Genomic DNA, 20,801 nt, shown 5'->3' on the forward strand with positions numbered 1-20,801 from the left:
GGCAGTCAGGCGGTCAATGCAAAGTGTTCGGCCACCGCGCGAGTGACCCACGTACGCGCCTGGCCCAAATAGTGGGCCGGGTCCAGCAGGCGGTCCAGTTCAGCCGGCGACAGCTCGGCACACACCTGCGGTTCGTCCGCCAGTACCGCGCGCAGATGCCGCCCTTCTGCGACCGCACGCTTGCAGCACTGTTCCAACAGATGGTGCGCGGTTTCGCGGCCCAGGCGTTGGGCAAGCACGATGCTGACGGCTTCGGCCAGCACCAGGCCTTGGGTCAAATCAAGGTTGTGTGCCATGCGCTCGGGGTCGACTTCCAGGCCTTCACTCACCAGCAACGCCTGGTGCAAGGCGCCGGACACCAGCCGGCAAATCTGCGGCAGGGTTTCCCATTCGGCATGCCACAGGCCCAGGCTGCGCTCGTGCTCCTGGGGCATGGCGCTGAACATCGTGGCGACCAGGCCCGGCACGCGCGTGGCGGCGCTGATCAACACGGCGGCGCCCACCGGGTTGCGTTTGTGCGGCATGGTCGAGGAACCGCCTTTGCCCGGTGCTGACGGCTCAAAGACTTCCGCCGCTTCGGTCTGCATCAGCAGGCTTATATCGCGGCCGACTTTGCCCAGGCTGCCGGCGATCAAGCCAAGCACGCTGGCGAACTCCACCAACCGATCACGCTGGGTGTGCCAGGGTTGCTCGGGCATGCCCAGTTGCAGCTCCGCCGCCAGCGCCTCAGCCACCGGCATCGCCTGTTCGCCGAGCGCTGCGAGGGTTCCGGACGCACCGCCAAATTGCACGACCAGCACGCGTGGCTTCAACTCGGCCAGGCGCTGGCGGCTGCGCGTCACGGCCCCCAGCCAACCGGCGATTTTCATCCCCAAGGTCACCGGCGTGGCGTGCTGCAACCACGTGCGACCAGCCAGTGGCACGCTCGCATAACGCTGGGCCTGCGCCGCAAGTACGTCGCCCAATTGCGCCAGGTCAGTGTCGATCAGCTCAATCGCGCGCCGCAGTTGCAGAACAAGGCCAGTGTCCATCACATCCTGGCTGGTGGCGCCCACATGCACGTAGCGCTCGGCGTCGACGTCTTCACTGGCAATCAGCTTGCCGAGCGCCTTCACCAGTGGAATCGCCGAGTTGCCGGCCGTGGCAATCGCCTCGCCAAGCGCATCCACGTCGTACAAAGACGCAAGGCAGGCTTGGGCGATCGGTGCGACGGCGGCCTGCGGGATCAATCCGACTTTGGCCTCGGCGCGTGCCAGCGCGGCCTCGAAATCCAGCATGCCCTGCAGGCGCCCTTGGTCGCAGAACACTTCGGCCATGCTGTCAGCCGTGAAGTAAGCGTCGAACAGCTGATTGCTCGTGCGCAGCGTCATAACTCATCCCTTACAGATCGTGGTGCAAATAAGCCGCCTGCTTGGGCAGGCGCAAACTGAACAGGAACGCCACCGCCATCATCGCCGTGACGTACCAGTAAAAGGTGTTTTCCATGCCCAGGGATTTAAGGCCCAACGCCACGTATTCCGCCGAGCCGCCAAAAATCGCATTGGCCACCGCGTACGCCAGGCCCACACCGAGTGCGCGCACTTGCGGCGGGAACATTTCCGCCTTCACCAAGCCGCTGATCGAGGTGTAGAAACTGACGATGGCCAAGGCCAGGGTGATCAGCACAAAGGCCAGGAACGGGCTGCTGACGGTTTTCAGGCTGAGCAAAATCGGCACCGTGCACAGGGTGCCCAGCGCGCCGAACCACAGCATCGAGTTACGTCGGCCGATCTTGTCCGCCAGCATGCCGAACAGCGGTTGCATGCACATGTAGAGGAATAGCGCGCCGGTCATGATGTAGCTGGCGGTCTTGGCGTGCATCCCGGCGGTGTTCACCAGGTATTTCTGCATGTAGGTGGTAAACGTGTAAAAAATCAGCGAGCCACCGGCGGTGTAGCCGAGCACAGTGATGAACGCTGTCTTGTGGTCACGGAACAGCGCGGCAATGCTGCCGGCGTCCTTGTCCTGGCGCGTTTCCTTGCTGGTGGTTTCCTTCAGGGTACGGCGCAGCAACAGCGAGATCACCGCCGCAATCGCACCGATCACGAACGGAATCCGCCAGCCCCAGGCGCGCAGTTCGTCTTCGCTGAGAAACTGTTGCAGGATCACGACCACCAGCACCGCCAGCAACTGGCCGCCGATCAGGGTGACGTATTGGAACGAGGCGAAGAAGCCGCGCTGGCCCTTGAGCGCGACTTCGCTCATGTAGGTGGCGGTGGTGCCGTATTCGCCGCCCACCGACAGGCCCTGGAACAAGCGCGCGGCCAGCAGCAAGGCCGGTGCCCAGGCGCCAATGTCTTTGTAGGTCGGCAAAAAGGCGATGACCAGGGACCCGGCGCACATCATCAGCACCGAGATCATCATCGAGTTTTTGCGCCCGTGCTTGTCGGCCACCCGGCCAAACAGCCAGCCGCCGATAGGCCGCATCAAGAAACCGGCGGCGAACACACCGGCGGTGTTGAGCAGTTGCACCGTAGGGTTGTCCGACGGAAAAAATGCCGGGGCGAAGTAAATCGCGCAGAACGCGTAGACGTAGAAGTCGAACCATTCGACGAGGTTGCCGGAGGACGCACCGACAATCGCAAAAATTCGTTTTCGGCGCTCTTCTCCGGTGTAGTGACTGGTTGTTGTTGTCATTTTTTTTACTCTGAGGGAACGGTTATAGCCTAGACATACTTTGCAACAACCACGTTCCGCAAGCAGACTTTTGGCTATGGGTTGCCTGAGAGGGCCTCATCGGGAGCAAGCCCCCTCCCACATTTTGACCTGCTCACATTCACCAGGCCTTCCTGCATGTGGAGCTGGGAATGCATTCAAATGTGGGAGGGGGCTTGCTCCCGATGCGATCTCAAACCAACTCAATAGTCGAAAAACACGGTCTCCTTGTCTGTGCCCTGCAACACCACATCCCACTGGTGCACACCTGCCGCATCCTGCCGGGCAATCAAGGTGCTGCGCCGCGCTGCCGGTACACACGCCAGCAATGGGTCATCACCATTCAACGCCTCACCGTCGAAATAAATCCGCGTCAGCAAGTGTTTCACCAGCCCACGGGCAAACACCAACACCACCAGGTGCGGCGCCTGGGTCGTGCCTTTCAACCCCGGCACGCTGCCCGGCTTGATCGTGGTAAAGCGAAAACGCCCTTCGGCGTCCACCGGCACCCGGCCGAAGCCTTCGAAGTTCGGGTCGCAGGCTTTGTCTTGCTCGTCTTCAGGGTGGTCGTACTTGCCGGCGGCATTCGCCTGCCAGACTTCGAGCATCGCGTCGTTGACGACATCACCGTTGCCGTCGCGCACTTGCCCGCTGATCGCCACGCGCTCACCAAGAGTCGCCGGTACGGTCAGGTCTTCGCGGTTCAGCCAAGTCAGGCCGATGTGGTAATACGGCCCAACGGTGTGGGACGTGGTCGCATTAAGGGTCATCTCATTTCTCCATCGGCGTGGCGTCGCGGCCGCGCAGGACGATGTCCCAGCGGTAGCCGAGGGCATAGGAAGGAATGGTTTTTTCCAGGTCGAAACGCGCGATCAGGCGCTGCTTGGCCGAGGTGTCCGGTACGCAGTTGTAGATCGGGTCGTACTCCAGCAGCGGATCGCCGGGAAAATACATCTGCGTGACCAAGCGCGTCAGCACACTCGGGCCGAACAGCGAAAAATGGATATGCGCCGGGCGCCACGCGTTGTGGTGGTTGCCCCACGGGTAGGCGCCGGGCTTGATGGTCTGGAATTGATACCAACCGTCGGCGTCGGTGACGGTGCGGCCGGTGCCGGTAAAGTTCGGGTCCAGCGGCGCATCGTGCAGGTCGCGCTGGTGGTTGTAGCGACCGGCGGCGTTGGCTTGCCAGATCTCCACCAGAATACCCGGCAGCGGCAGGCCGTTTTCATCCAGCACACGACCATGAATGATGATGCGCTCGCCCTGCGGCTCGCCTTCGTGCTGGGCCGTCAGGTCGTTGTCTTTATCGGCAATCCGCTCGGCGCCGATGCTCGGGCCGGTGATTTCCGACAACGAATGCGGCAGAAACACCAACGGCTGGGAGGGCGAACGCAGGTTCGTCGACTGGTAGGCCGGGTGCAGGTAATCAGGTTGAGTGCCCGCTTGCGGGCGCCGGTATCCGGGCTTGTCACTCATGCAGCAATCCTCTCTTGTTAGATCCGTTCAATCGCCAAGGCCAAGCCTTGGCCGACGCCCACACACATCGTCGCCAGGCCTTTGCGGCCGCCGGTTTTTTCCAACTGATGCAGAGCTGTCAACACCAGCCGCGCGCCGCTCATGCCCAACGGATGGCCAAGGGCGATAGCACCGCCGTTCGGGTTGACCTGCGGCGCATCATCGGCGATGCCCAGCTCGCGCAGCACCGCCAGGCCTTGGCTGGCGAATGCTTCGTTGAGTTCGATCACATCAAAGTCACTGATCGCCAAGCCCAGACGCTCCACCAATTTGCGTACCGCCGGCACCGGGCCAATCCCCATTACCCGCGGTGCGACAGCGGCGCTGGCCATGCCCAACACGCGGGCGCGGGCGGTCAGGCCATGTTTTTTTACCGCGTCGGCAGACGCCAGAATCAGCGCCGCCGCGCCGTCGTTCACACCGGAGGCATTGCCGGCGGTCACCGTTTTGTCCGAGCCGTTCACCGGTTTGAGTTTGCTCAGGGCCTCCAGTGTGGTGTCTCTTGGGTGCTCATCCTGATCGACCAGGGTTTCGCCTTTTTTATGCGCCACCCGTACCGGCACGATCTCTTCGGCGAAGAACCCGGCGGCTTGCGCAGCGGCGGTGCGTTGCTGGCTGCGCAGGGCAAAAGCGTCCTGGTCGGCGCGCGATACCTTGAAGTCATCGGCGACGTTATCGGCGGTTTGCGGCATGGCGTCCACACCGTATTGGGCCTTCATCAACGGGTTGATAAAACGCCAGCCGATGGTGGTGTCTTCCAGCTTCATGTTGCGTGAAAACGCCGCGTCGGCTTTGCCCATAACGAACGGCGCGCGGGACATCGACTCGACGCCACCGGCAATCGCCAGCTCCATTTCGCCGCTGGCGATGGCGCGAAACGCAGTGCCGATGGCGTCCATGCCCGAAGCGCACAAACGGTTGAGGGTCACACCCGGCACGCTTTCCGGCAGGCCGGCGAGCAACAGCGCCATGCGTGCGACGTTGCGGTTGTCTTCACCGGCCTGGTTGGCGCAGCCGAGGAACACTTCGTCGACTGCGCGCCAATCCACCGAGGGGTTGCGCTCGATCAATGCCTTGATCGGCAGGGCCGCCAAGTCATCGGCGCGCACGCTGCAGAGGCCACCGCCAAAGCGGCCGATGGGCGTGCGAATCGCATCACAGATAAATACCTCGCGCATCAGGCTTCTCCGGGGGCTTGGCCATGGGCGGCGGCAGTGCGTGCTTCAAGATCACGCAGGGCCGTCAGTTCGATGTCGGTGGGCTCGGCCGTGGTGGTCAGTTGCTCGGCAAAACGAATCGCCCAACCGGTGGCCGCCACCACTTGCTCGCGTGTGACGCCTGGGTGCAGCGCGGTGACGACGAACTCATGAGTGCCCTCTTCCGGCTCCATGATGCACAGGTCGGTAATAATCCCTACGGGACCTGCACCCGGCAGGCCCAGGCGTTTGCGTGAATCGCCGCCTTCGCCGTGGCCGACGGAGGTGATGAAATCCAGCTTGTCGACAAACGAGCGCGACGATTGCTTGAGAATAATCAGCACGCTCTTGGCGGAACCGGCGATCTCCGGTGCGCCGCCAGCACCCGGCAAGCGCACTTTAGGCTGGTGATAATCGCCGACCACGGTGGTGTTGATATTGCCGAAACGGTCGACTTGAGCGGCGCCGAGAAACCCCACATCGATGCGCCCGCCTTGCAGCCAGTAGCGAAAAATCTCGCCGGTGGGCACGACGGTGTCGGCGGTTTCCGCCAATTCGCCGTCGCCGATGGACAGCGGCAGCACCGAGGGCTTGGCGCCAATCGGGCCAGACTCGTAGATCAGCACCACGTCCGGCGACGAGGTCAGGCGCGCGAGGTTGGCGGCTTTGGACGGCAGGCCGATGCCGACGAAGCACACCGCGCCGTTTTTGAGGCGGCGCGCGGCGGCCACGGTCATCATTTCATTGGTCGAGTAAGCCATTACTGGGCCTCCTGCGCGGTGGCCAGCTTGGCCTGGAATTCACTGAAGTCGGCGGTGCCGTGGATGTACTCGTCGATCCAGGCGGTAAAGGTCTCACGGTCACGAGCGATCGGGTCCCACGCCTGGTAGAAGCGGTTATCGCGCTCGTTGTAACCGTGTGCGTAGGACGGGTGCGCGCCGCCGGGCACATGGCACACCGCAGTCAAGGCCCACGTCGGCAGCACGCAACTGTTCATCGGCGCGTTGAGGTCGTCGACGATTTCTTCGACGGTGACGATGCAACGCTTGGCGGCCAATGCCGCTTCCTTCTGCACCCCCAGAATGCCCCAGAGCAACACGTTGCCCTTGCGGTCGGCCTTTTGCGCGTGGATCACGCTGATGTCCGGGCGCACCGAGGGCACCGCCGCGAGCACTTCGCCGGTGAACGGGCAGGTCACGGTTTTGATCAGCGGGTTGACCTTCGGCAGGTCGGAGCCTGCGTAGGCCCGCAGCACCGCGAATGGCAGGCCCGAAGCGCCAGCGACGTAGGCATTGGCAAGGTCGGCGTGGCTGTGTTCTTCGATTTCCAGCGGCTGCGGCCATTGCTTCTCGACCGCGTCGCGCAGGCGATGCAAGGAGCCGACGCCGGGGTTGCCGCCCCACGAGAAAATCAGCTTGCGGGCGCACCCGGCACCGATCAACTGGTCGTAGATCAGGTCAGGCGTCATACGCACCAGCGTCAGGTCTTTCTTGCCCTGACGAATGATTTCATGACCCGCTGCCGTAGGGATCAAATGGGTGAAGCCTTCGAGTGCGACGGTATCGCCGTCGTTCACCAATTGCTTCACCGCGTCACGCAGCGCAAGAATTTCAGCCATGGGGTTCGGGCTCCCGGTGTGGATCGAAAAAGGCGCTGAGGTGGCGCCGAAGTGAACCAAGGTTAAGCCGGGCAAATGGGCCAAACAATCCGATAATCGACTCAGCGTTCGATTATCGAACGGATAATCCTCGGTGCGAATCTGGTTTAAATGCGCGAGGGAGCAAGCCCTCTCCCGCACCAGCCCTCAGGTGGCGTCGGCGTGGCTGACCATGCCTTTGATCACAACCGCTGCGGTGGCCAGCGCTGCCGGCACCACCAGCGCGGTCAGCACCTGTTCAAAGTTCCAGCCGAGGCCAAGCAAGGTCGCGCCCATCCAGGCACCGAGGATGGCGCCGAAGCGGCCGATGCCGAGCATCCACGACACGCCAGTGGCGCGGCCCTGGGTCGGGTAAAAACGCGCAGCAAGGGACGGCATCGCCGACTGCGCACCGTTGACGCACATGCCGGCGATCAGCACCAGCGTCGCGAGCACGGTGATGTTGCCCAGGCTCTGCCCGACCGCGTAGGCAAATACCCCGGCCAACAGGTAAAAAGTGCCGATGACCTTGTGCGGATTGAAGCGGTCCATGGCCCAGCCCACGCCGACGGCACTTAACACGCCGCCCAACTGGAACAATGCGCCGATAAACGCGGCCTGCTGCATGCTCGCACCGCTGTCACGCATCAGGGTCGGCAGCCAACTGGTCAGCAGGTAAACAATCACCAGGCCCATGAAATAGGTGAGCCACAACAACAAGGTGCCGGCGCTGTAGGTGCCGGAGAAAATCACTGCGAACACGTTGCGCGCCTTGACGGTTGTTTGCTCGGGCACGCTGAAACTGCTGGCTTGGGCAACGCTGACGGGCTCGATGGGCGACAGCGCCTTGCGCACTTTGTCGGTGCCACGATTGCGCACCACCAAGTAACGCGCCGACTCCGGCAACCACACCAGCAATACCACCGCCAGCATCAACGGCAGAATGCCGCCGATCAGCAGCAAGCTATGCCAGCCGAACGCCGGGATCAGCTTGGCCGAGATAAACCCGCCACCGGCCATGCCCAGGTTGAAGCCGCAGAACATGCTGGTCACCAGCAACGACTTGTGGCGCTCGGGGGTGTATTCGGACAGCAGCGTGGTGGCGTTGGGCATACCGGCGCCCAGGCCCAGCCCGGTGAGGAAGCGCAACACCAGCAACTGGTCAACATTAGCGCTGTAGGCCGACGCCAGGCTGAAGGCACCAAACACCAGCACCGCGCCCACCAACACCACTTTGCGACCGAACCGGTCGGCCAGCGGGCCAGAGCCGAGTGCGCCGAAAACCATGCCGATCAACGCGGCGCTCATCACCGGGCCGAGGCTGGCGCGATCGATGCCCCAATCCTGCGACAGCGCGGGCGCGATAAAGCCCATGGCAGCGGTGTCGAGGCCATCGAGAAAAACGATCAGGAAACACAGGATCACCACGCGCCACTGGTAGCGTGACAGCGGCTGGGCATTGATAAAGGACTGTACGTCCAGGTTAGTACCGACAGAGGGCTGACTCATTATTGTTATTTCCACACCGATGGGCGGGCCAACGACTTGAAGTCGTCATTATTATTGGGGCAACGCTGATAGCGCTGCCGCACCTTAATAAGCCAGGCGGAACATCGTCAATTGATCACGCGTGGATCTGTGCGGTCACCGAACAGCTTAGGCAAACAGTTGCGCACTCAGCTCGCGGCTGGCACTGAGCATGCTCGGCAGGAAACGTTGCTCCAATTCGCTGCGGCTGACCCTGGCGGCGTGAGTGCTGACGTTGAGCGCGGCGAGCACTTGGCCGGAGGCGTCGTACACCGGCACCGCGATGGAACGCAGGCCTTGTTCGAGTTCCTGATCGACCACGCACCAGCCCTGCTGACGCACTTGTTGCAGGCACTCGAACAGCGCTTGGGGCGTGGTCAACGTGCGGCTGGTTTTGGTCGGCAGGTCGGCGTGGTCAAGGTAGTCCTGCAGCGAGGCGTCATCCAGCGCCGCCAGCAGGATACGGCCCATGGACGTGCAATACGCCGGTAACCGCCCGCCTACCGACAAGTCCACCGAAATCAGGCGCTGGGTGGTGGCTGAACGGGCGATATACAAGATGTCATCGCCCTCCAGGGTCGCCATGTTGCAGGCTTCGTGCAGCTGCTCACTCATGCGGTCCAGATACGGCTGGGCCGATACGGCCAATGGCGTGGACGATAAATAGGCGTGCCCCAGCGTCAGCACCTTGGGCAACAACGAATAGGTGCGCCCGTCGGTGGTTGCGTAGCCGAGTTTGATCAAGGTATGCAGGCAACGTCGCACGGCGGCGCGGGGGATTTCGGTGCGGTGGCTGATCTGCGCGATGGTCAGGTGCCGCTTGCGTTCCTGGAACGCCTGCACCACGGCCAGGCCACGCGCCAGAGAAGTCATGAAGTCCGGGTCACCGGTAAACGCCTGGATGCGCTTGGCCGGTGACGCCACGATCGGCGGCGCTACTGACGCGAAGGAGTTGCGCAATTGATCGTTCATTCAGGGGTTCCTTTCTCTTGTTTTCAACCGCCGGGAGGGTTGGCCGCTATTACAAGCCGCGCAGGTCGGGATGTACAAGGCGCGGGCCTGCGACATTGGGCGATTATCGGACGATCAGTCGATTATCGCAATTTACCGCCCACAGCCAAGTTTTAGAATTGCCTGATGGCGCTATAAACTTTATGCACTCACGCGCACATTTAGAATGTCGACGGAACTTGTGCCGGCGTTCTGCGTAACTACTTGCTTCTGTATGTAACAAAACCCTCACGCGAGATTGACGTTTTTTAAGTTAATCATGATAGTGTTATTCAAATGCGCCGCTATAATGCAGCGTGTGTAGAGGTCAGCCCGGTATGATTATCGGGAGTGGAGCTCGCCAGACGTGCAAACGGCCGGCATGTCAGTCACAAGCATTCGATTAAACGACATGACCTTTTGGCCCTGCTTCCAAACTTGAACGGCTACAGCGTTCAACTTGAAATGCCCCGAGGGCGACTTTCAGGCATGACGCTGCACATCAAATACACTCAACTGAATTAGGTAATACTGTGACGAAAGACGAACTGCGCGCGGAACTTGAGCGCCAGGAGCAACGTTACAAGGACGTTTACGGCGGGGAAGTCACCACCTACGCCGCTCAGCCAGAGCCCGAGCGCAAGCCTTGGCGCAAGCGAGCCAGCTTGCTCGACCAGGCCTTTGCCCAGGAAATCCAAAAAATCGAGCAGGAACTCAAGACCGACTAATCCTCAACACGCGGGTTCGGCATGCGGTTTTGCAACCACTGCTGGCGCGTTGCCAGCAGGGTTCTTTAAACACCCTACCGCCCCAAGCGAAATTTCGTACAAATGTTTCAAACGTCACAATTGCGTCATAAAACCTCGCCTTCCTGGCGCTGTGCTTTATAAATCAAAGACTTGCCAAACCCCCGAAAACCTTGGGATGCGGTCCTCTTGTCACGTTTTTTTCAGTGAAGATTGTTACCGATGAGCAGCTAGTGCATCGATTACCGAGGTTTTCTGGCATAATCGCGCCCCCTTACGACCGGGTCAGAAAACCTTCATGATCGATTTATTCAGCGGACTGGATGCGTGGGTTCTAGTGAGCCTGTTGCTCGCCCTGGCCTTTGTCCTCGCCTTCGAGTTCATCAATGGCTTTCATGACACCGCTAACGCGGTGGCCACAGTCATCTATACCAAAGCCATGCCGCCGCACCTGGCCGTGTTCTTCTCCGGGGTGTTCAACTTCCTCGGCGTGTTGCTCGGTGGTGTCGGTGTCGCCTACGCCATCGTGCATTTGCTGCCGGTTGAGTTGCTGATCAATGTGAACACCGGCCATGGTTTGGCTATGGTCTTCTCATTGTTGGCAGCGGCGATCACCTGGAACCTGGGCACCTGGTACTTCGGTATCCCGGCCTCCAGTTCTCACACGCTGATCGGCTCGATCCTCGGTGTTGGCCTGGCGAATGCCCTGATCAACGACATTCCGCTGGCTGACGGTGTTAACTGGCAGAAAGCCGTCGATATCGGTGCGTCCCTGGTGTTCTCGCCGGTGGCCGGTTTCCTGGTCGCGGCCCTGGTGCTGCTCGCCCTGAAATGGTGGCGCCCGCTGTCGAAGATGCACAAGACGCCGGACCAGCGCCGCAAGCTTGACGACAAGAAGCACCCGCCGTTCTGGAACCGCTTGGTACTGGTGATTTCGGCGATGGCGGTCAGCTTCGTGCACGGCTCCAACGATGGTCAAAAAGGCATCGGCCTGATCATGCTGGTGCTGATCGGTATTGTGCCCGCGCAGTTCGTACTCGACCTGGGCACCACCACCTACCAGATCGAACGTACCCGCGACGCTACCGTGCACTTGAGTCAGTTCTATGAGCGTAACAACGCAAGCCTCGGCGAGTTTCTGGCGCTGGGCAAAAGCGTGAAAGACGACTTGCCGGGCAAGTTCCGCTGCAATCCGCAGCAGACCGAGCCGACCATCAATGCACTGGTCGACACCTTGAAAGGCGTCTCCGACTACCATTCCCTGACGTCGGATCAGCGCATCGAAGTGCGTCGTTACCTGCTCTGCCTGGACGACACCGCGAAAAAAGTCAGCAAGCTGCCGGGCCTGGATGCGCGTGACAAGGCCGACCTCGACAAGCTGCGTAAAGACCTGACCGCCACCACTGAATACGCACCGTTCTGGGTGATCCTTGCCGTTGCACTGGCCTTGGGCCTGGGCACCATGGTCGGCTGGAAGCGTGTGGTACTGACGATTGGCGAGAAGATCGGCAAGCAGGGCATGACCTATGCGCAGGGCATGTCGGCGCAGATCACGACCGCGAGCATGATTGGCCTGGCCAACATCTTCAGCCTGCCGGTGTCCACGACGCACGTGCTGTCGTCGGGTGTTGCCGGGACCATGGTGGCCAACAAGAGCGGGCTGCAAGGTGGCACCGTGAAGACCATTCTGATGGCGTGGGTGTTGACCCTGCCGGCAACCGTTGGCCTGTCGGCCGGGTTGTTCTGGCTGGCGTCCAAGGCATTGGGCAGTTGACAGACTACGGCTGAAAAACAAGGTGCGACCTCAATGAGGATCGCGCCTTTTTTTTGCCTGTCAGTTAAGCGCCTGGCCATACCCGACTAAAAAACAGGCAAAAAAAAGGGCAACCGAAGTTGCCCAAAATGCCTTGCGTGCTCACATAACCAGAAAGACTTACGGTTGTTTGCGCTTGTTAGCGTCCTTCCAGATAAAAACTCCAAACCCTACAAAAAACATCAGCATGAGGCTGACAGTCAGTACCCCGGCAAATACCACGTTATCGAAGAACATGACCGGCCTCCTGCTCGTGCCCTGTTGCGATAGGGCTAAGTTAATGGAGAACGCAGATTGAAAAATTGACGGGGATCAATGTCGCCCGCAACGGGGCGTAAAGAAGGGCGATAACTGACCTGCATCAACAGATGCAGGTTGTTTCAACGCTTTTTCGGCTTTTTCTTCGACTTTTTCTTAAGGCTGCCAAGCGGCATCGCTTGCTCAAACGCCTGGCGCACCTCGTTCAAGCGCTTGTCATTCAGGTCATGCACACGTTTGGCACGTTCGGCATTCAGGTCGATCAGCTTGTCGTCATCACTCATGGCTTGGCTTAGTTTGTGGCGGGAATAACTCAATAATGCGGCCTGCCCCGCCCAACGGCAAATGCGCGGGTGAAAATCCTCGACCGTAGAGGCGCCTCAGAGCGGTTAAACCTCGACGTCCACCCACAAGCCCTGGCGCGGCGCATCTTCGATCAGCGGCACCACCGGCACGGTGTTATCGGCGTTTAGCACATCGCCGGGAATCGCCAAGTGCTGCTCGGGGTCTTCTTCGGCTTCGCGACGGCGTTTCTGCTGTTCTTGCTGGCGGCGTTGTTCTTCGCGAAGAAGATACGTCGACTGCTCGGCGTCGCCATTTTTCAAGTCAATGGTACTTTCGTTGGAGCCTGGTTGTACTGGCACCACGGGCGGGATATCCGGCTTCTGGCGCACCGGGTCAAGTTGCGACGTGACCGGTACAACACTGACGGGCAGCATGGGTGGCAGCATAATAATTACTCTCCTGATCAACAGGCTGTCGGCGGTTAACTGGGCGACTTGAGCACAGAGTCGCCAAGCTGTGACCGAGTCGACACTCGTCAGTGCCCGCCACCCGTCGATCCAGCTTACGAACTGCCGTACAAACAGGGTAGTTTTTGTCAGAGTCCTTTGGCTACGGGTCTTGTTCCGTTAAGATAGTCGGCTTTTTCACGGCGGGAGTCAGGCAGCATGGCGCAGCAGTATCAACCGGGGCAACGCTGGATTAGTGACAGCGAAGCAGAGCTGGGGTTAGGCACCGTTCTGGCACAGGACGGCCGCTTGTTGACCGTGCTCTATCCGGCCACTGGCGACACTCGCCAGTATGCGCTACGGAATGCGCCCCTCACTCGCGTGAGGTTTTCGCCGGGTGACAGCATCACCCATTTCGAAGGCTGGAAAATGACCGTACAGGAAGTCGACGACGTCGACGGCTTGCTGGTTTACCACGGCCTCAATGGGCAGAACGAGCAGGTCACGCTGCCGGAAACCCAACTCTCCAACTTCATCCAGTTCCGCTTGGCCAGCGACCGCCTGTTCGCCGGGCAAATCGACCCGCTGGCCTGGTTCTCGCTGCGTTACCACACGCTGGAACATACCAGCCGCCAGTTGCAGTCCGCGCTGTGGGGCTTGGGTGGCGTGCGTGCACAACCGATTGCGCACCAATTGCACATCGCCCGCGAAGTCGCTGACCGCATCGCGCCGCGGGTGTTGCTGGCTGACGAAGTGGGCCTGGGCAAGACCATTGAAGCCGGCCTGGTGATCCATCGCCAGTTGCTCTCGGGCCGCGCCAACCGCGTGCTGATCCTGGTGCCGGAAAACCTGCAGCACCAGTGGCTGGTTGAGATGCGCCGCCGCTTCAACCTGCAAGTGGCGCTGTTCGACGAAGAACGTTTTATCGAAAGCGATGCCACCAACCCGTTCGAAGACACCCAGCTCGCCCTGGTGGCGCTGGAGTGGTTGGTCGACGACGAAAAAGCCCAGGACGCGCTGTTTGCCGCCGGTTGGGACTTGCTGGTGGTCGATGAAGCCCACCATTTGGTGTGGCACGAAGAAAAAGCCAGCGCGGAATATTCGCTGGTCGAACAACTCGCCGAAGTCATCCCGGGCGTGCTGCTGCTGACCGCCACCCCGGAACAACTCGGCCAGGACAGCCACTTCGCGCGCCTGCGCCTGCTCGACCCGAACCGCTTCCATGACGTAAAAGCCTTCCGCGCCGAAAGCGAAAATTATCGCCCGGTGGCCGAAGCCGTGCAGGAGCTGCTGGACAAGGGCCGCCTGTCACCGACCGCACACAAAACCATCCAGGGTTTCCTTGGCGATGAGGGTGAAGCATTGCTCACCGCCGTCAACGATGGCGACACCGAAGCCAGCGCGCGCCTGGTGCGTGAGCTGCTCGACCGCCACGGCACCGGCCGCGTACTGTTTCGCAACACCCGCGCCGCCGTGCAAGGCTTCCCGGAGCGCAAGCTGCACGCCTACCCGCTGCCGAACCCGGACGAATACCTCGAATTGCCGCTGGGCGAACACGCCGAGCTGTACCCGGAAGTCAGCTTTCAGGCGCAGCCGGACGTCGACGAAGAAAACCGCTGGTGGCGCTTCGACCCACGGGTTGAGTGGCTGATCGACCAGCTTAAAATGCTCAAGCGCACCAAAGTACTGGTGATCTGCGCCCACGCCGAAACCGCCATGGACCTGGAAGACGCGCTGCGCGTGCGCTCGGGCATCCCGGCCACGGTGTTCCACGAGGGTATGAATATCCTCGAGCGTGACCGCGCCGCCGCGTACTTTGCCGATGAAGAATTTGGCGCCCAAGTGCTGATCTGCTCGGAAATCGGCAGTGAAGGCCGCAACTTCCAGTTCTCCCACCATTTGGTGCTGTTCGACCTGCCAGCGCACCCCGACCTGCTGGAACAGCGCATCGGTCGTCTGGACCGGATCGGCCAGAAACATGTGATCGAATTGCACGTGCCTTACCTGGAAACCAGCCCGCAAGAGCGTCTGTTCCAGTGGTATCACGAAGCGCTGAACGCGTTCCTCAACACCTGCCCGACCGGCAACGCCTTGCAGCACACGTTCGGCCCGCGCCTGCTGCCGCTGCTCGAAAATGCCGACGACGGCGAGTGGCAAGCCCTGATCGACGAGGCCCGTGCCGAGCGCGAGCGCCTGGAACAGGAGCTGCACACCGGCCGCGACCGCCTGCTGGAACTCAATTCCGGCGGCGCGGGCGAAGGTGATGCGCTGGTTGAAGACATCCTTGAGCAAGACGATCAATTCGCCCTGCCGATCTACATGGAAACCCTGTTCGACGCGTTCGGCATCGACAGCGAAGACCATTCGGAAAACGCGCTGATCCTCAAGCCGAGCGAAAAAATGCTCGACGCCAGCTTCCCGCTGGGCGACGACGAAGGGGTGACCATCACCTACGACCGTAACCAGGCGCTGTCGCGCGAAGACATGCAGTTCATCACCTGGGAACACCCGATGGTGCAGGGCGGCATGGACCTGGTGCTGTCCGGTTCGATGGGCAACACCGCCGTGGCGCTGATCAAAAACAAGGCGCTCAAGCCAGGCACTGTGTTGCTGGAACTGCTTTACGTCAGCGAAGTGGTCGCACCGCGTTCGCTGCAACTGGGCCGTTACCTGCCGCCAGCCGCCTTGCGCTGCCTGCTGGATACGAATGGCAATGACCTGTCGGGCCGTGTGTCGTTTGAAACCCTCAACGATCAGCTCGAAAGCGTGCCGCGCGCCAGCGCCAACAAGTTTATCCAGGCCCAGCGCGATCAACTGACGCCGCGCATCAATGCCGGCGAAGAGAAGATCACCCCGCGCCATGCCGAGCGTGTGGCCGAGGCCAAGCGCCGTCTGGCGGCAGACACCGACGAAGAGCTGGCGCGCTTGACCGCGCTGCAAGCGGTCAACCCGACCGTGCGCGACAGCGAACTGGTTGCCCTGCGCCAGCAACGCGAGCAAGGCCTGGCCATGCTCGACAAGGCGGCGCTGCGTCTGGAAGCCATTCGGGTGCTGGTGGCGGGTTGATCACCGCCCTGCCCGGCTAAAAACAAGGCCCGCGTACTGCGGGCCTTTTTTATGCACGTGGGAAGTGTGGTGTCTTTGATGGCCCCATCGGGAGCAAGCCCCCTCCCACATCTGAACCTGGCTGGGTCATTTGTGGGAGGGGGGCTTGCTCCCGATGGGGTCAACCCGAATTCAAGCAATCGCCGCAGAACCCGGCACCTGCACCACTCCCAACCCATCCTTCATCCTCTTGGCATCGCGCACGAAACACCGCGATGCCTGGAACAGGAACAGCAGGGTCAAAAACAGCGCCACGGGAATCAGGTACATGGCGTCGTGCAGCCCCACCGCCTTATACGCTTCGGTCATCTGCGCAGCCCCATCGGCATACATCGCCGCGTGGGCAAAGTGATCCGACAGGCCGCCCACCACAATTGGCCCCATGCCACCGCCCAGCAAGTACAGCCCGGCAAAAAACAGCGCCATCGCCGTGGCCCTTAAGCGCGGCTCGACCACGTCCTGAATCGCCGTGTACACGCAGGTGTAGAAGTTATAAGCAAACAGCCAGCCGACACTGAACAGCGCAACAAATACCCCAATCTCGATGCGCCCGGCATGCAAGGCCCACGCGGTAGTCACGGTGGAGATGATCAGGCTGCACGCCGCAAACAACAGCCGACCATTGGCCACCCGCTGATGGATTTTGTCGGCAACCCAGCCGCCCAGCGTCAGGCCCACCAGGCCGGTCAAGCCGACGATTACCCCGGTGGCAACCGCCGCGTCCTGCAATGGCATCAAAAAGTAGCGCTGCAGCATCGGCACCAGGAACGAGTTGCAGGCGTAGGTGGCGAAGTTGAAACACAAACCGGCGAGTACCAGCCAAAGGAAGGTCGGCACCGCCAGCACGCGGCGGATCGGGCGGTCGACGCGTGCCTGCGAGACGTGCACGGTTTCCGCCGCGCCGCGCTTGGGCTCCTTGATATAAAACATGAACACCGCAAGGATCATCCCCGGCACGGCGGCGATGAAGAAGGGGGCGCGCCAACTGTCGAACGCCTTGACCATCCAGCCAATGGTGAAGAACGCCAGCAACAGGCCCAACGGCAAACCCAGCATGAAAATGCCCATCGCCCGGGCGCGCCGGTGTGCGGGAAACAGGTCGCCGATCAGCGAGTTGGCTGCCGGTGCGTAACTCGCCTCGCCAATCCCGATACCCATGCGCACCAGCAAAAAGGTCCAGAAACTGCCGACCAGTCCGTTGACGGCGGTTAACCCGCTCCAGGCAAACAGTCCCCAGCCCATCAACTTGCTGCGCGAGCCGGTATCGGCCAAGCGCCCGAGGGGCAAGCCGGCAATGGCGTAGACGAGCGTGAAGGCGGTGCCGATGATGCCGAGCTGGAAGTCGCTCAGGTGCCACTCCATGCGGATTGGCTCGATGATGATCGCAGGAATGGTGCGGTCGAAAAAATTGAACAGGTTGGCGAGGAACAGCAGGAACAGAATGCGCCAGGCATTCGCCGCTTGGGTCGAGTTCTGCATGGGTCCGTCTCTTTTATTGTTATGAGAGCTGTGATGCCCGCTGCATCCTGCTCAGGTACCTGCAACATAGTCAGGCGGGGTCCGCTTGTCTGTAATGATTCGTAAAGCTGATAGGGCGTAATTTCACCCGTCACAATCGGACTTAGCCTACGCAAAATATAAGTGCTTGCCCCTCTTCCCAAGCGCCATGGCACGGATAGAATGGCGAGCCTTCCCGCAGTCCCCCCATCCTGCTTTTCTTATCGATGACGCCCATGTCCGAAGTCAGTCCGTGTCTGAGTTGCGGTGCCTGCTGTTCATACTTTCGTGTGTCTTTCTTCTGGGGAGAGTGCGCCTCATCGGGCGGCACCGTGCCGGATGACCTGGTGGTGCAGATCAACCCCACGCGTGTGGCGATGATCGGTACCGACCAGAAACCCGCGCGTTGCTGCAGCCTTGAAGGTGAAGTCGGCAAGGGCACCCGTTGCACGATCTATGAGCAACGCTCCAGCCCGTGCCGCGAGTTTGATGCGTCGTGGAGCCAGGGTGAGCAGAACACCGACTGCGATGCCGCACGCGCCGCCTTTGGCTTGCCGCCATTGGACGCGCCTTTCGAATTGGTCTTGCCCATCAGCGCTTAGTACAAAATGCTATGCCATACATGCCAAAATCATTCTGAGCGAAGTGCCATTACCGCTGACAAATCCGGCGAGGTCTCTATACTCGAACTCGTAGGTCATTGCTGCAGGCGGTGACGCAACCTCGGGACATGCTATGGAATGGCTGGGTCTGCATTTTTTTACCGACCTGCCGGAAAGCGGGCAATTGTTACTCAATTGCACTCATAACCCCTTTCTGGTGTTGCTTGCCTACCTGGTTGCCTGCGCAGCCGGGTTTGGCACACTGGACATGGCTGAGCGCGTCGGCCATGTCGAAGACCCTACCGCACGGCGCCACTGGCGATGGCTGGGTGCCGGTTGCCTGGCGGGCGGTATCTGGTCAACTCACTTCATCAGCATGCTGGCCTTTCAGGCGCCTATCGCGATTCACTACGAACTGATCATGACGTTCGTCTCGCTGATGATCGCCCTGATTGCCTCGCTGTTCGCCATGAAAACCCTCAGTCACGCCCACTTGCGGTTAGACAAGTACGTATTGGCGTCGGTATGGATGGGGCTCGGCATTGCGTTGATGCACTACGTCGGCATGTCGGCCATGCGCTCGCAAGCCCAGGTGTATTTCGAGTCGGGGCTGTTCCTGGTCTCGATTGGCATTGCCATCGGCGCCAGCCTGGCGGCGTTGTTGCTGTCGTGCTACCTGCGCAACGGGGCGGGCGTGTTTCATCAATTGCTCAAATACGCCGCCAGCCTGGTGCTCGGCGCCGGCATCCTGAGCATGCACTTCACCGGCATGGCCAGCATGCAAATGCTGGTGCCTGCGGGCGCCGACTTTGGCTTGCCGGTGGACAATAACCCGATTCAACTTGGCCTGTCGGTGGCGGTCATTACCTTGCTGGTGATCGGCAGCAGCATCAGCGCGGCACTCGCAGACAAAAAACTGCAGCATAAAGAGCGCGACTTGCGCCGGGTCAACGCGCTGCTTAACGAGCTGGACCAAGCGCGCGCCTCGTTGCAACAGGTGGCGCATTACGACGCGCTGACCAGCTTGCTCAACCGTCGCGGCTTCAACCAGGTGTTTGCCGAAAAAGTCGCAGAAAAAGCCAAAAGCAACGGCATGATGGCGGTGATTTTCCTCGACATCGACCATTTCAAGCGCATCAATGACAGCCTCGGGCATGATGCCGGCGACCAGTTGCTCACAGTGCTGGCCGGGCATATCAAGGGCTCGGTACGCAGCCATGAGGATGTGGTCGCGCGGTTTGGCGGGGATGAATTCTGCATCCTGATCAGCATTCATCACCGCGACGAAGCGCGCCACTTGGCGCAACGCATCATGCAAAAAATGAAAGAGCCGATCGAGTTGGCTGGCCGACGCATGGTGATGACCACCAGCATCGGCATCAGCCTGTTTCCCGACGACGGCCTGACCTGCGAAGAACTGCTGAAAACCGCCGACCTGGCGTTGTATCAGTCCAAGGACTGCGGGCGTAACAGCCTGAACTTCTTCAGCTCCAACCTGAAAACCCGTGCCTTCCTCGAACTGCAACTCGAAGAGGACCTGCGCGCCGCCCTGCGCGCCAACGATGAGCTGGTGTTGTTTTACCAGCCGATCTTCGACATGAAGCTCGGCAAGGTCACCCGGCTTGAAGCCCTGGTGCGCTGGCAGCACCCGCGGCACGGGCTGCTGACCCCGGACCGGTTTATCGGCATCGCCGAGAGCAACGGGTTAATTGCCGAACTGGACAGTTGGGTACTGCGCCAGGCCTGCCACGATTTGAGCCTGCTGTCGGACCGGGGCTACACGGAGCTGACCATGGCGGTGAACTGCTCGGCCCTGAACATGGCCCGTGACGAACTGGCGGATGAGATCGAAGATGCGTTGCGCTTCGCCTCGATTGCGCCCCACCGCCTCGAACTGGAAGTCACCGAAAATGCGCTGATGGGCAATATCAGCAGCACCCTCGCGCTGTTGCGGCAAATTCGCGCCTTGGGTGTATCACTGGCGATTGATGACTTCGGCACCGGCTATTCGTCGCTGGCCTACCTGAAGCGACTGCCGCTTAACACCTTGAAAGTCGACCGCTCGTTTATTCAGGACATCCCCAAGTCCACTGCTGACATCGAGATTGTCCAGGCGATTATCGGCATGGCGCACACGCTGCACTTGCAAGTTGTCACCGAAGGCGTCGAAACCCAGGTGCAATTTGAAATGCTGCTCAAGCTCGGCTGTGATTTTATTCAAGGCTACTTGCTAAGCCCGGCAGTACAAGTCAGCGAAATCATTGGCGTGATTCAGGGCATCCAGATGCGCAACCCGCTTCACGCGCTCAGCGCCGACAGCAACAACAAGGAAATGCCCGCGCCGAAAGAAGTGGCGCCACCCCGCAGCGCCTCGCCCTCTATCGTCAGGCCGATTCGTTAGCCCATGCTTGGCCGCCTCGTTAGAGCCCGGCCAAATACACAGCTAGAAACAATTGCGCGCGCCGTCGCGCCGAACCTGAAACTGTGCCGC

18 protein-coding genes are annotated in these 20,801 nt (G+C 60.8%); 5 read left to right on the forward strand and 13 right to left on the reverse strand.

Features of this window, described 5'->3' with window-relative positions:
- Positions 1-5 precede the first annotated feature (5 nt).
- The 9 genes from ACOZK9_RS16110 to pcaR all read right to left on the reverse strand — a co-directional run bounded on the left by ACOZK9_RS16110 (position 6) and on the right by pcaR (position 9,540).
- Positions 6-1,370: a 3-carboxy-cis,cis-muconate cycloisomerase gene (locus ACOZK9_RS16110; protein WP_421556195.1), complete on the reverse strand. Its 1,365-nt coding sequence runs from the start codon at positions 1,368-1,370 to the stop codon at positions 6-8.
- Between the two features lie 10 nt (positions 1,371-1,380).
- On the reverse strand, positions 1,381-2,676 hold the full coding sequence (locus tag ACOZK9_RS16115; protein ID WP_099238535.1) for an MFS family transporter: 1,296 nt from the start codon (positions 2,674-2,676) through the stop codon (positions 1,381-1,383).
- A gap of 221 nt (positions 2,677-2,897) precedes the next feature.
- Positions 2,898-3,464, reverse strand: a complete 567-nt coding sequence (gene pcaG / locus ACOZK9_RS16120) for a protocatechuate 3,4-dioxygenase subunit alpha (protein ID WP_152751216.1) — start codon at positions 3,462-3,464, stop codon at positions 2,898-2,900.
- A 1-nt stretch (position 3,465) separates the two neighbouring features.
- Positions 3,466-4,170, reverse strand: a complete 705-nt coding sequence (gene pcaH / locus ACOZK9_RS16125; RefSeq protein ID WP_058413595.1) for a protocatechuate 3,4-dioxygenase subunit beta — start codon at positions 4,168-4,170, stop codon at positions 3,466-3,468.
- A 17-nt stretch (positions 4,171-4,187) separates the two neighbouring features.
- Positions 4,188-5,390, reverse strand: a complete 1,203-nt coding sequence (gene pcaF, locus ACOZK9_RS16130; RefSeq protein ID WP_421556222.1) for a 3-oxoadipyl-CoA thiolase — start codon at positions 5,388-5,390, stop codon at positions 4,188-4,190.
- On the reverse strand, positions 5,387-6,166 hold the full coding sequence (locus tag ACOZK9_RS16135) for a CoA-transferase subunit beta (RefSeq protein WP_122250522.1): 780 nt from the start codon (positions 6,164-6,166) through the stop codon (positions 5,387-5,389). Before ACOZK9_RS16135 ends, pcaF begins: the two co-directional genes overlap by 4 nt.
- Entirely contained in the window at positions 6,166-7,023 is an 858-nt protein-coding gene (locus tag ACOZK9_RS16140) for a CoA transferase subunit A (RefSeq protein ID WP_152751220.1), read from the reverse strand. Before ACOZK9_RS16140 ends, ACOZK9_RS16135 begins: the two co-directional genes overlap by 1 nt.
- 186 nt (positions 7,024-7,209) lie before the next feature.
- Positions 7,210-8,550, reverse strand: a complete 1,341-nt coding sequence (gene pcaK / locus ACOZK9_RS16145) for a 4-hydroxybenzoate transporter PcaK (protein WP_152751221.1) — start codon at positions 8,548-8,550, stop codon at positions 7,210-7,212.
- Between the two features lie 147 nt (positions 8,551-8,697).
- Positions 8,698-9,540, reverse strand: a complete 843-nt coding sequence (gene pcaR, locus ACOZK9_RS16150) for a pca regulon transcriptional regulator PcaR (protein WP_058413600.1) — start codon at positions 9,538-9,540, stop codon at positions 8,698-8,700.
- Positions 9,541-10,091: 551 nt separating this feature from the next.
- Here pcaR and ACOZK9_RS16155 point away from each other — a divergent pair.
- Together ACOZK9_RS16155 and ACOZK9_RS16160 are read left to right on the forward strand one after the other, a co-directional pair.
- Complete coding sequence (locus ACOZK9_RS16155; RefSeq protein ID WP_058413601.1) at positions 10,092-10,286, forward strand: hypothetical protein; 195 nt, start codon at positions 10,092-10,094, stop codon at positions 10,284-10,286.
- Positions 10,287-10,602: 316 nt separating this feature from the next.
- Positions 10,603-12,078 (forward strand): inorganic phosphate transporter, encoded by a 1,476-nt coding sequence (locus ACOZK9_RS16160; protein ID WP_421556196.1) that lies wholly within the window; start codon positions 10,603-10,605, stop codon positions 12,076-12,078.
- 159 nt (positions 12,079-12,237) lie between these two features.
- On the opposite strand, the gene ccoM is transcribed toward ACOZK9_RS16160, so the two are convergent.
- The 3 genes from ccoM to ACOZK9_RS16175 all read right to left on the reverse strand — a co-directional run bounded on the left by ccoM (position 12,238) and on the right by ACOZK9_RS16175 (position 13,106).
- Positions 12,238-12,354, reverse strand: a complete 117-nt coding sequence (ccoM, locus tag ACOZK9_RS16165; RefSeq protein ID WP_058413603.1) for a cytochrome c oxidase subunit CcoM — start codon at positions 12,352-12,354, stop codon at positions 12,238-12,240.
- 143 nt (positions 12,355-12,497) lie between these two features.
- A complete protein-coding gene (locus tag ACOZK9_RS16170; RefSeq protein ID WP_172979952.1) occupies positions 12,498-12,659 on the reverse strand; it encodes a hypothetical protein in 162 nt (53 codons plus the stop codon).
- 105 nt (positions 12,660-12,764) lie between these two features.
- Positions 12,765-13,106 (reverse strand): hypothetical protein, encoded by a 342-nt coding sequence (locus tag ACOZK9_RS16175; protein ID WP_058413604.1) that lies wholly within the window; start codon positions 13,104-13,106, stop codon positions 12,765-12,767.
- 219 nt (positions 13,107-13,325) lie between these two features.
- Here ACOZK9_RS16175 and rapA point away from each other — a divergent pair, with 219 nt between their 5' ends.
- Entirely contained in the window at positions 13,326-16,172 is a 2,847-nt protein-coding gene (gene rapA, locus ACOZK9_RS16180; RefSeq protein ID WP_421556197.1) for an RNA polymerase-associated protein RapA, read from the forward strand.
- Positions 16,173-16,343: 171 nt separating this feature from the next.
- On the opposite strand, the gene ACOZK9_RS16185 is transcribed toward rapA, so the two are convergent.
- Positions 16,344-17,690 carry a spinster family MFS transporter gene (locus tag ACOZK9_RS16185; RefSeq protein ID WP_058413606.1) on the reverse strand — a complete coding sequence of 449 codons (1,347 nt, stop codon included), beginning with the start codon at positions 17,688-17,690 and terminating at the stop codon, positions 16,344-16,346.
- Between the two features lie 254 nt (positions 17,691-17,944).
- On the opposite strand from ACOZK9_RS16185, the gene ACOZK9_RS16190 reads away from it, so the two are divergent.
- Together ACOZK9_RS16190 and ACOZK9_RS16195 are read left to right on the forward strand one after the other, a co-directional pair.
- Positions 17,945-18,310, forward strand: a complete 366-nt coding sequence (locus tag ACOZK9_RS16190) for a YkgJ family cysteine cluster protein (protein WP_058413607.1) — start codon at positions 17,945-17,947, stop codon at positions 18,308-18,310.
- A gap of 133 nt (positions 18,311-18,443) precedes the next feature.
- Positions 18,444-20,711, forward strand: a complete 2,268-nt coding sequence (locus tag ACOZK9_RS16195; protein WP_122250520.1) for a putative bifunctional diguanylate cyclase/phosphodiesterase — start codon at positions 18,444-18,446, stop codon at positions 20,709-20,711.
- The last annotated feature ends 90 nt before the right edge of the window (positions 20,712-20,801 follow it).

It is taken from the genome of Pseudomonas kitaguniensis (assembly GCF_049199985.1).
Taxonomy (GTDB): Bacteria; Pseudomonadota; Gammaproteobacteria; order Pseudomonadales; family Pseudomonadaceae; genus Aquipseudomonas; species Aquipseudomonas kitaguniensis.

Coding starts and splice junctions, on each gene's coding strand:
- ACOZK9_RS16110 (WP_421556195.1), bottom strand. CDS start 1,370: ATGACGCTGCGCACGAGCAATCAGCTGTTCGACGCTTACTTCACGGCT.
- ACOZK9_RS16115 (WP_099238535.1), bottom strand. CDS start 2,676: ATGACAACAACAACCAGTCACTACACCGGAGAAGAGCGCCGAAAACGA.
- pcaG (WP_152751216.1), bottom strand. CDS start 3,464: ATGACCCTTAATGCGACCACGTCCCACACCGTTGGGCCGTATTACCAC.
- pcaH (WP_058413595.1), bottom strand. CDS start 4,170: ATGAGTGACAAGCCCGGATACCGGCGCCCGCAAGCGGGCACTCAACCT.
- ACOZK9_RS16135 (WP_122250522.1), bottom strand. CDS start 6,166: ATGGCTTACTCGACCAATGAAATGATGACCGTGGCCGCCGCGCGCCGC.
- ACOZK9_RS16140 (WP_152751220.1), bottom strand. CDS start 7,023: ATGGCTGAAATTCTTGCGCTGCGTGACGCGGTGAAGCAATTGGTGAAC.
- pcaK (WP_152751221.1), bottom strand. CDS start 8,550: ATGAGTCAGCCCTCTGTCGGTACTAACCTGGACGTACAGTCCTTTATC.
- pcaR (WP_058413600.1), bottom strand. CDS start 9,540: ATGAACGATCAATTGCGCAACTCCTTCGCGTCAGTAGCGCCGCCGATC.
- ACOZK9_RS16160 (WP_421556196.1), top strand. CDS start 10,603: ATGATCGATTTATTCAGCGGACTGGATGCGTGGGTTCTAGTGAGCCTG.
- ccoM (WP_058413603.1), bottom strand. CDS start 12,354: ATGTTCTTCGATAACGTGGTATTTGCCGGGGTACTGACTGTCAGCCTC.
- ACOZK9_RS16170 (WP_172979952.1), bottom strand. CDS start 12,659: ATGAGTGATGACGACAAGCTGATCGACCTGAATGCCGAACGTGCCAAA.
- ACOZK9_RS16175 (WP_058413604.1), bottom strand. CDS start 13,106: ATGCTGCCACCCATGCTGCCCGTCAGTGTTGTACCGGTCACGTCGCAA.
- rapA (WP_421556197.1), top strand. CDS start 13,326: ATGGCGCAGCAGTATCAACCGGGGCAACGCTGGATTAGTGACAGCGAA.
- ACOZK9_RS16185 (WP_058413606.1), bottom strand. CDS start 17,690: ATGCAGAACTCGACCCAAGCGGCGAATGCCTGGCGCATTCTGTTCCTG.
- ACOZK9_RS16190 (WP_058413607.1), top strand. CDS start 17,945: ATGTCCGAAGTCAGTCCGTGTCTGAGTTGCGGTGCCTGCTGTTCATAC.
- ACOZK9_RS16195 (WP_122250520.1), top strand. CDS start 18,444: ATGGAATGGCTGGGTCTGCATTTTTTTACCGACCTGCCGGAAAGCGGG.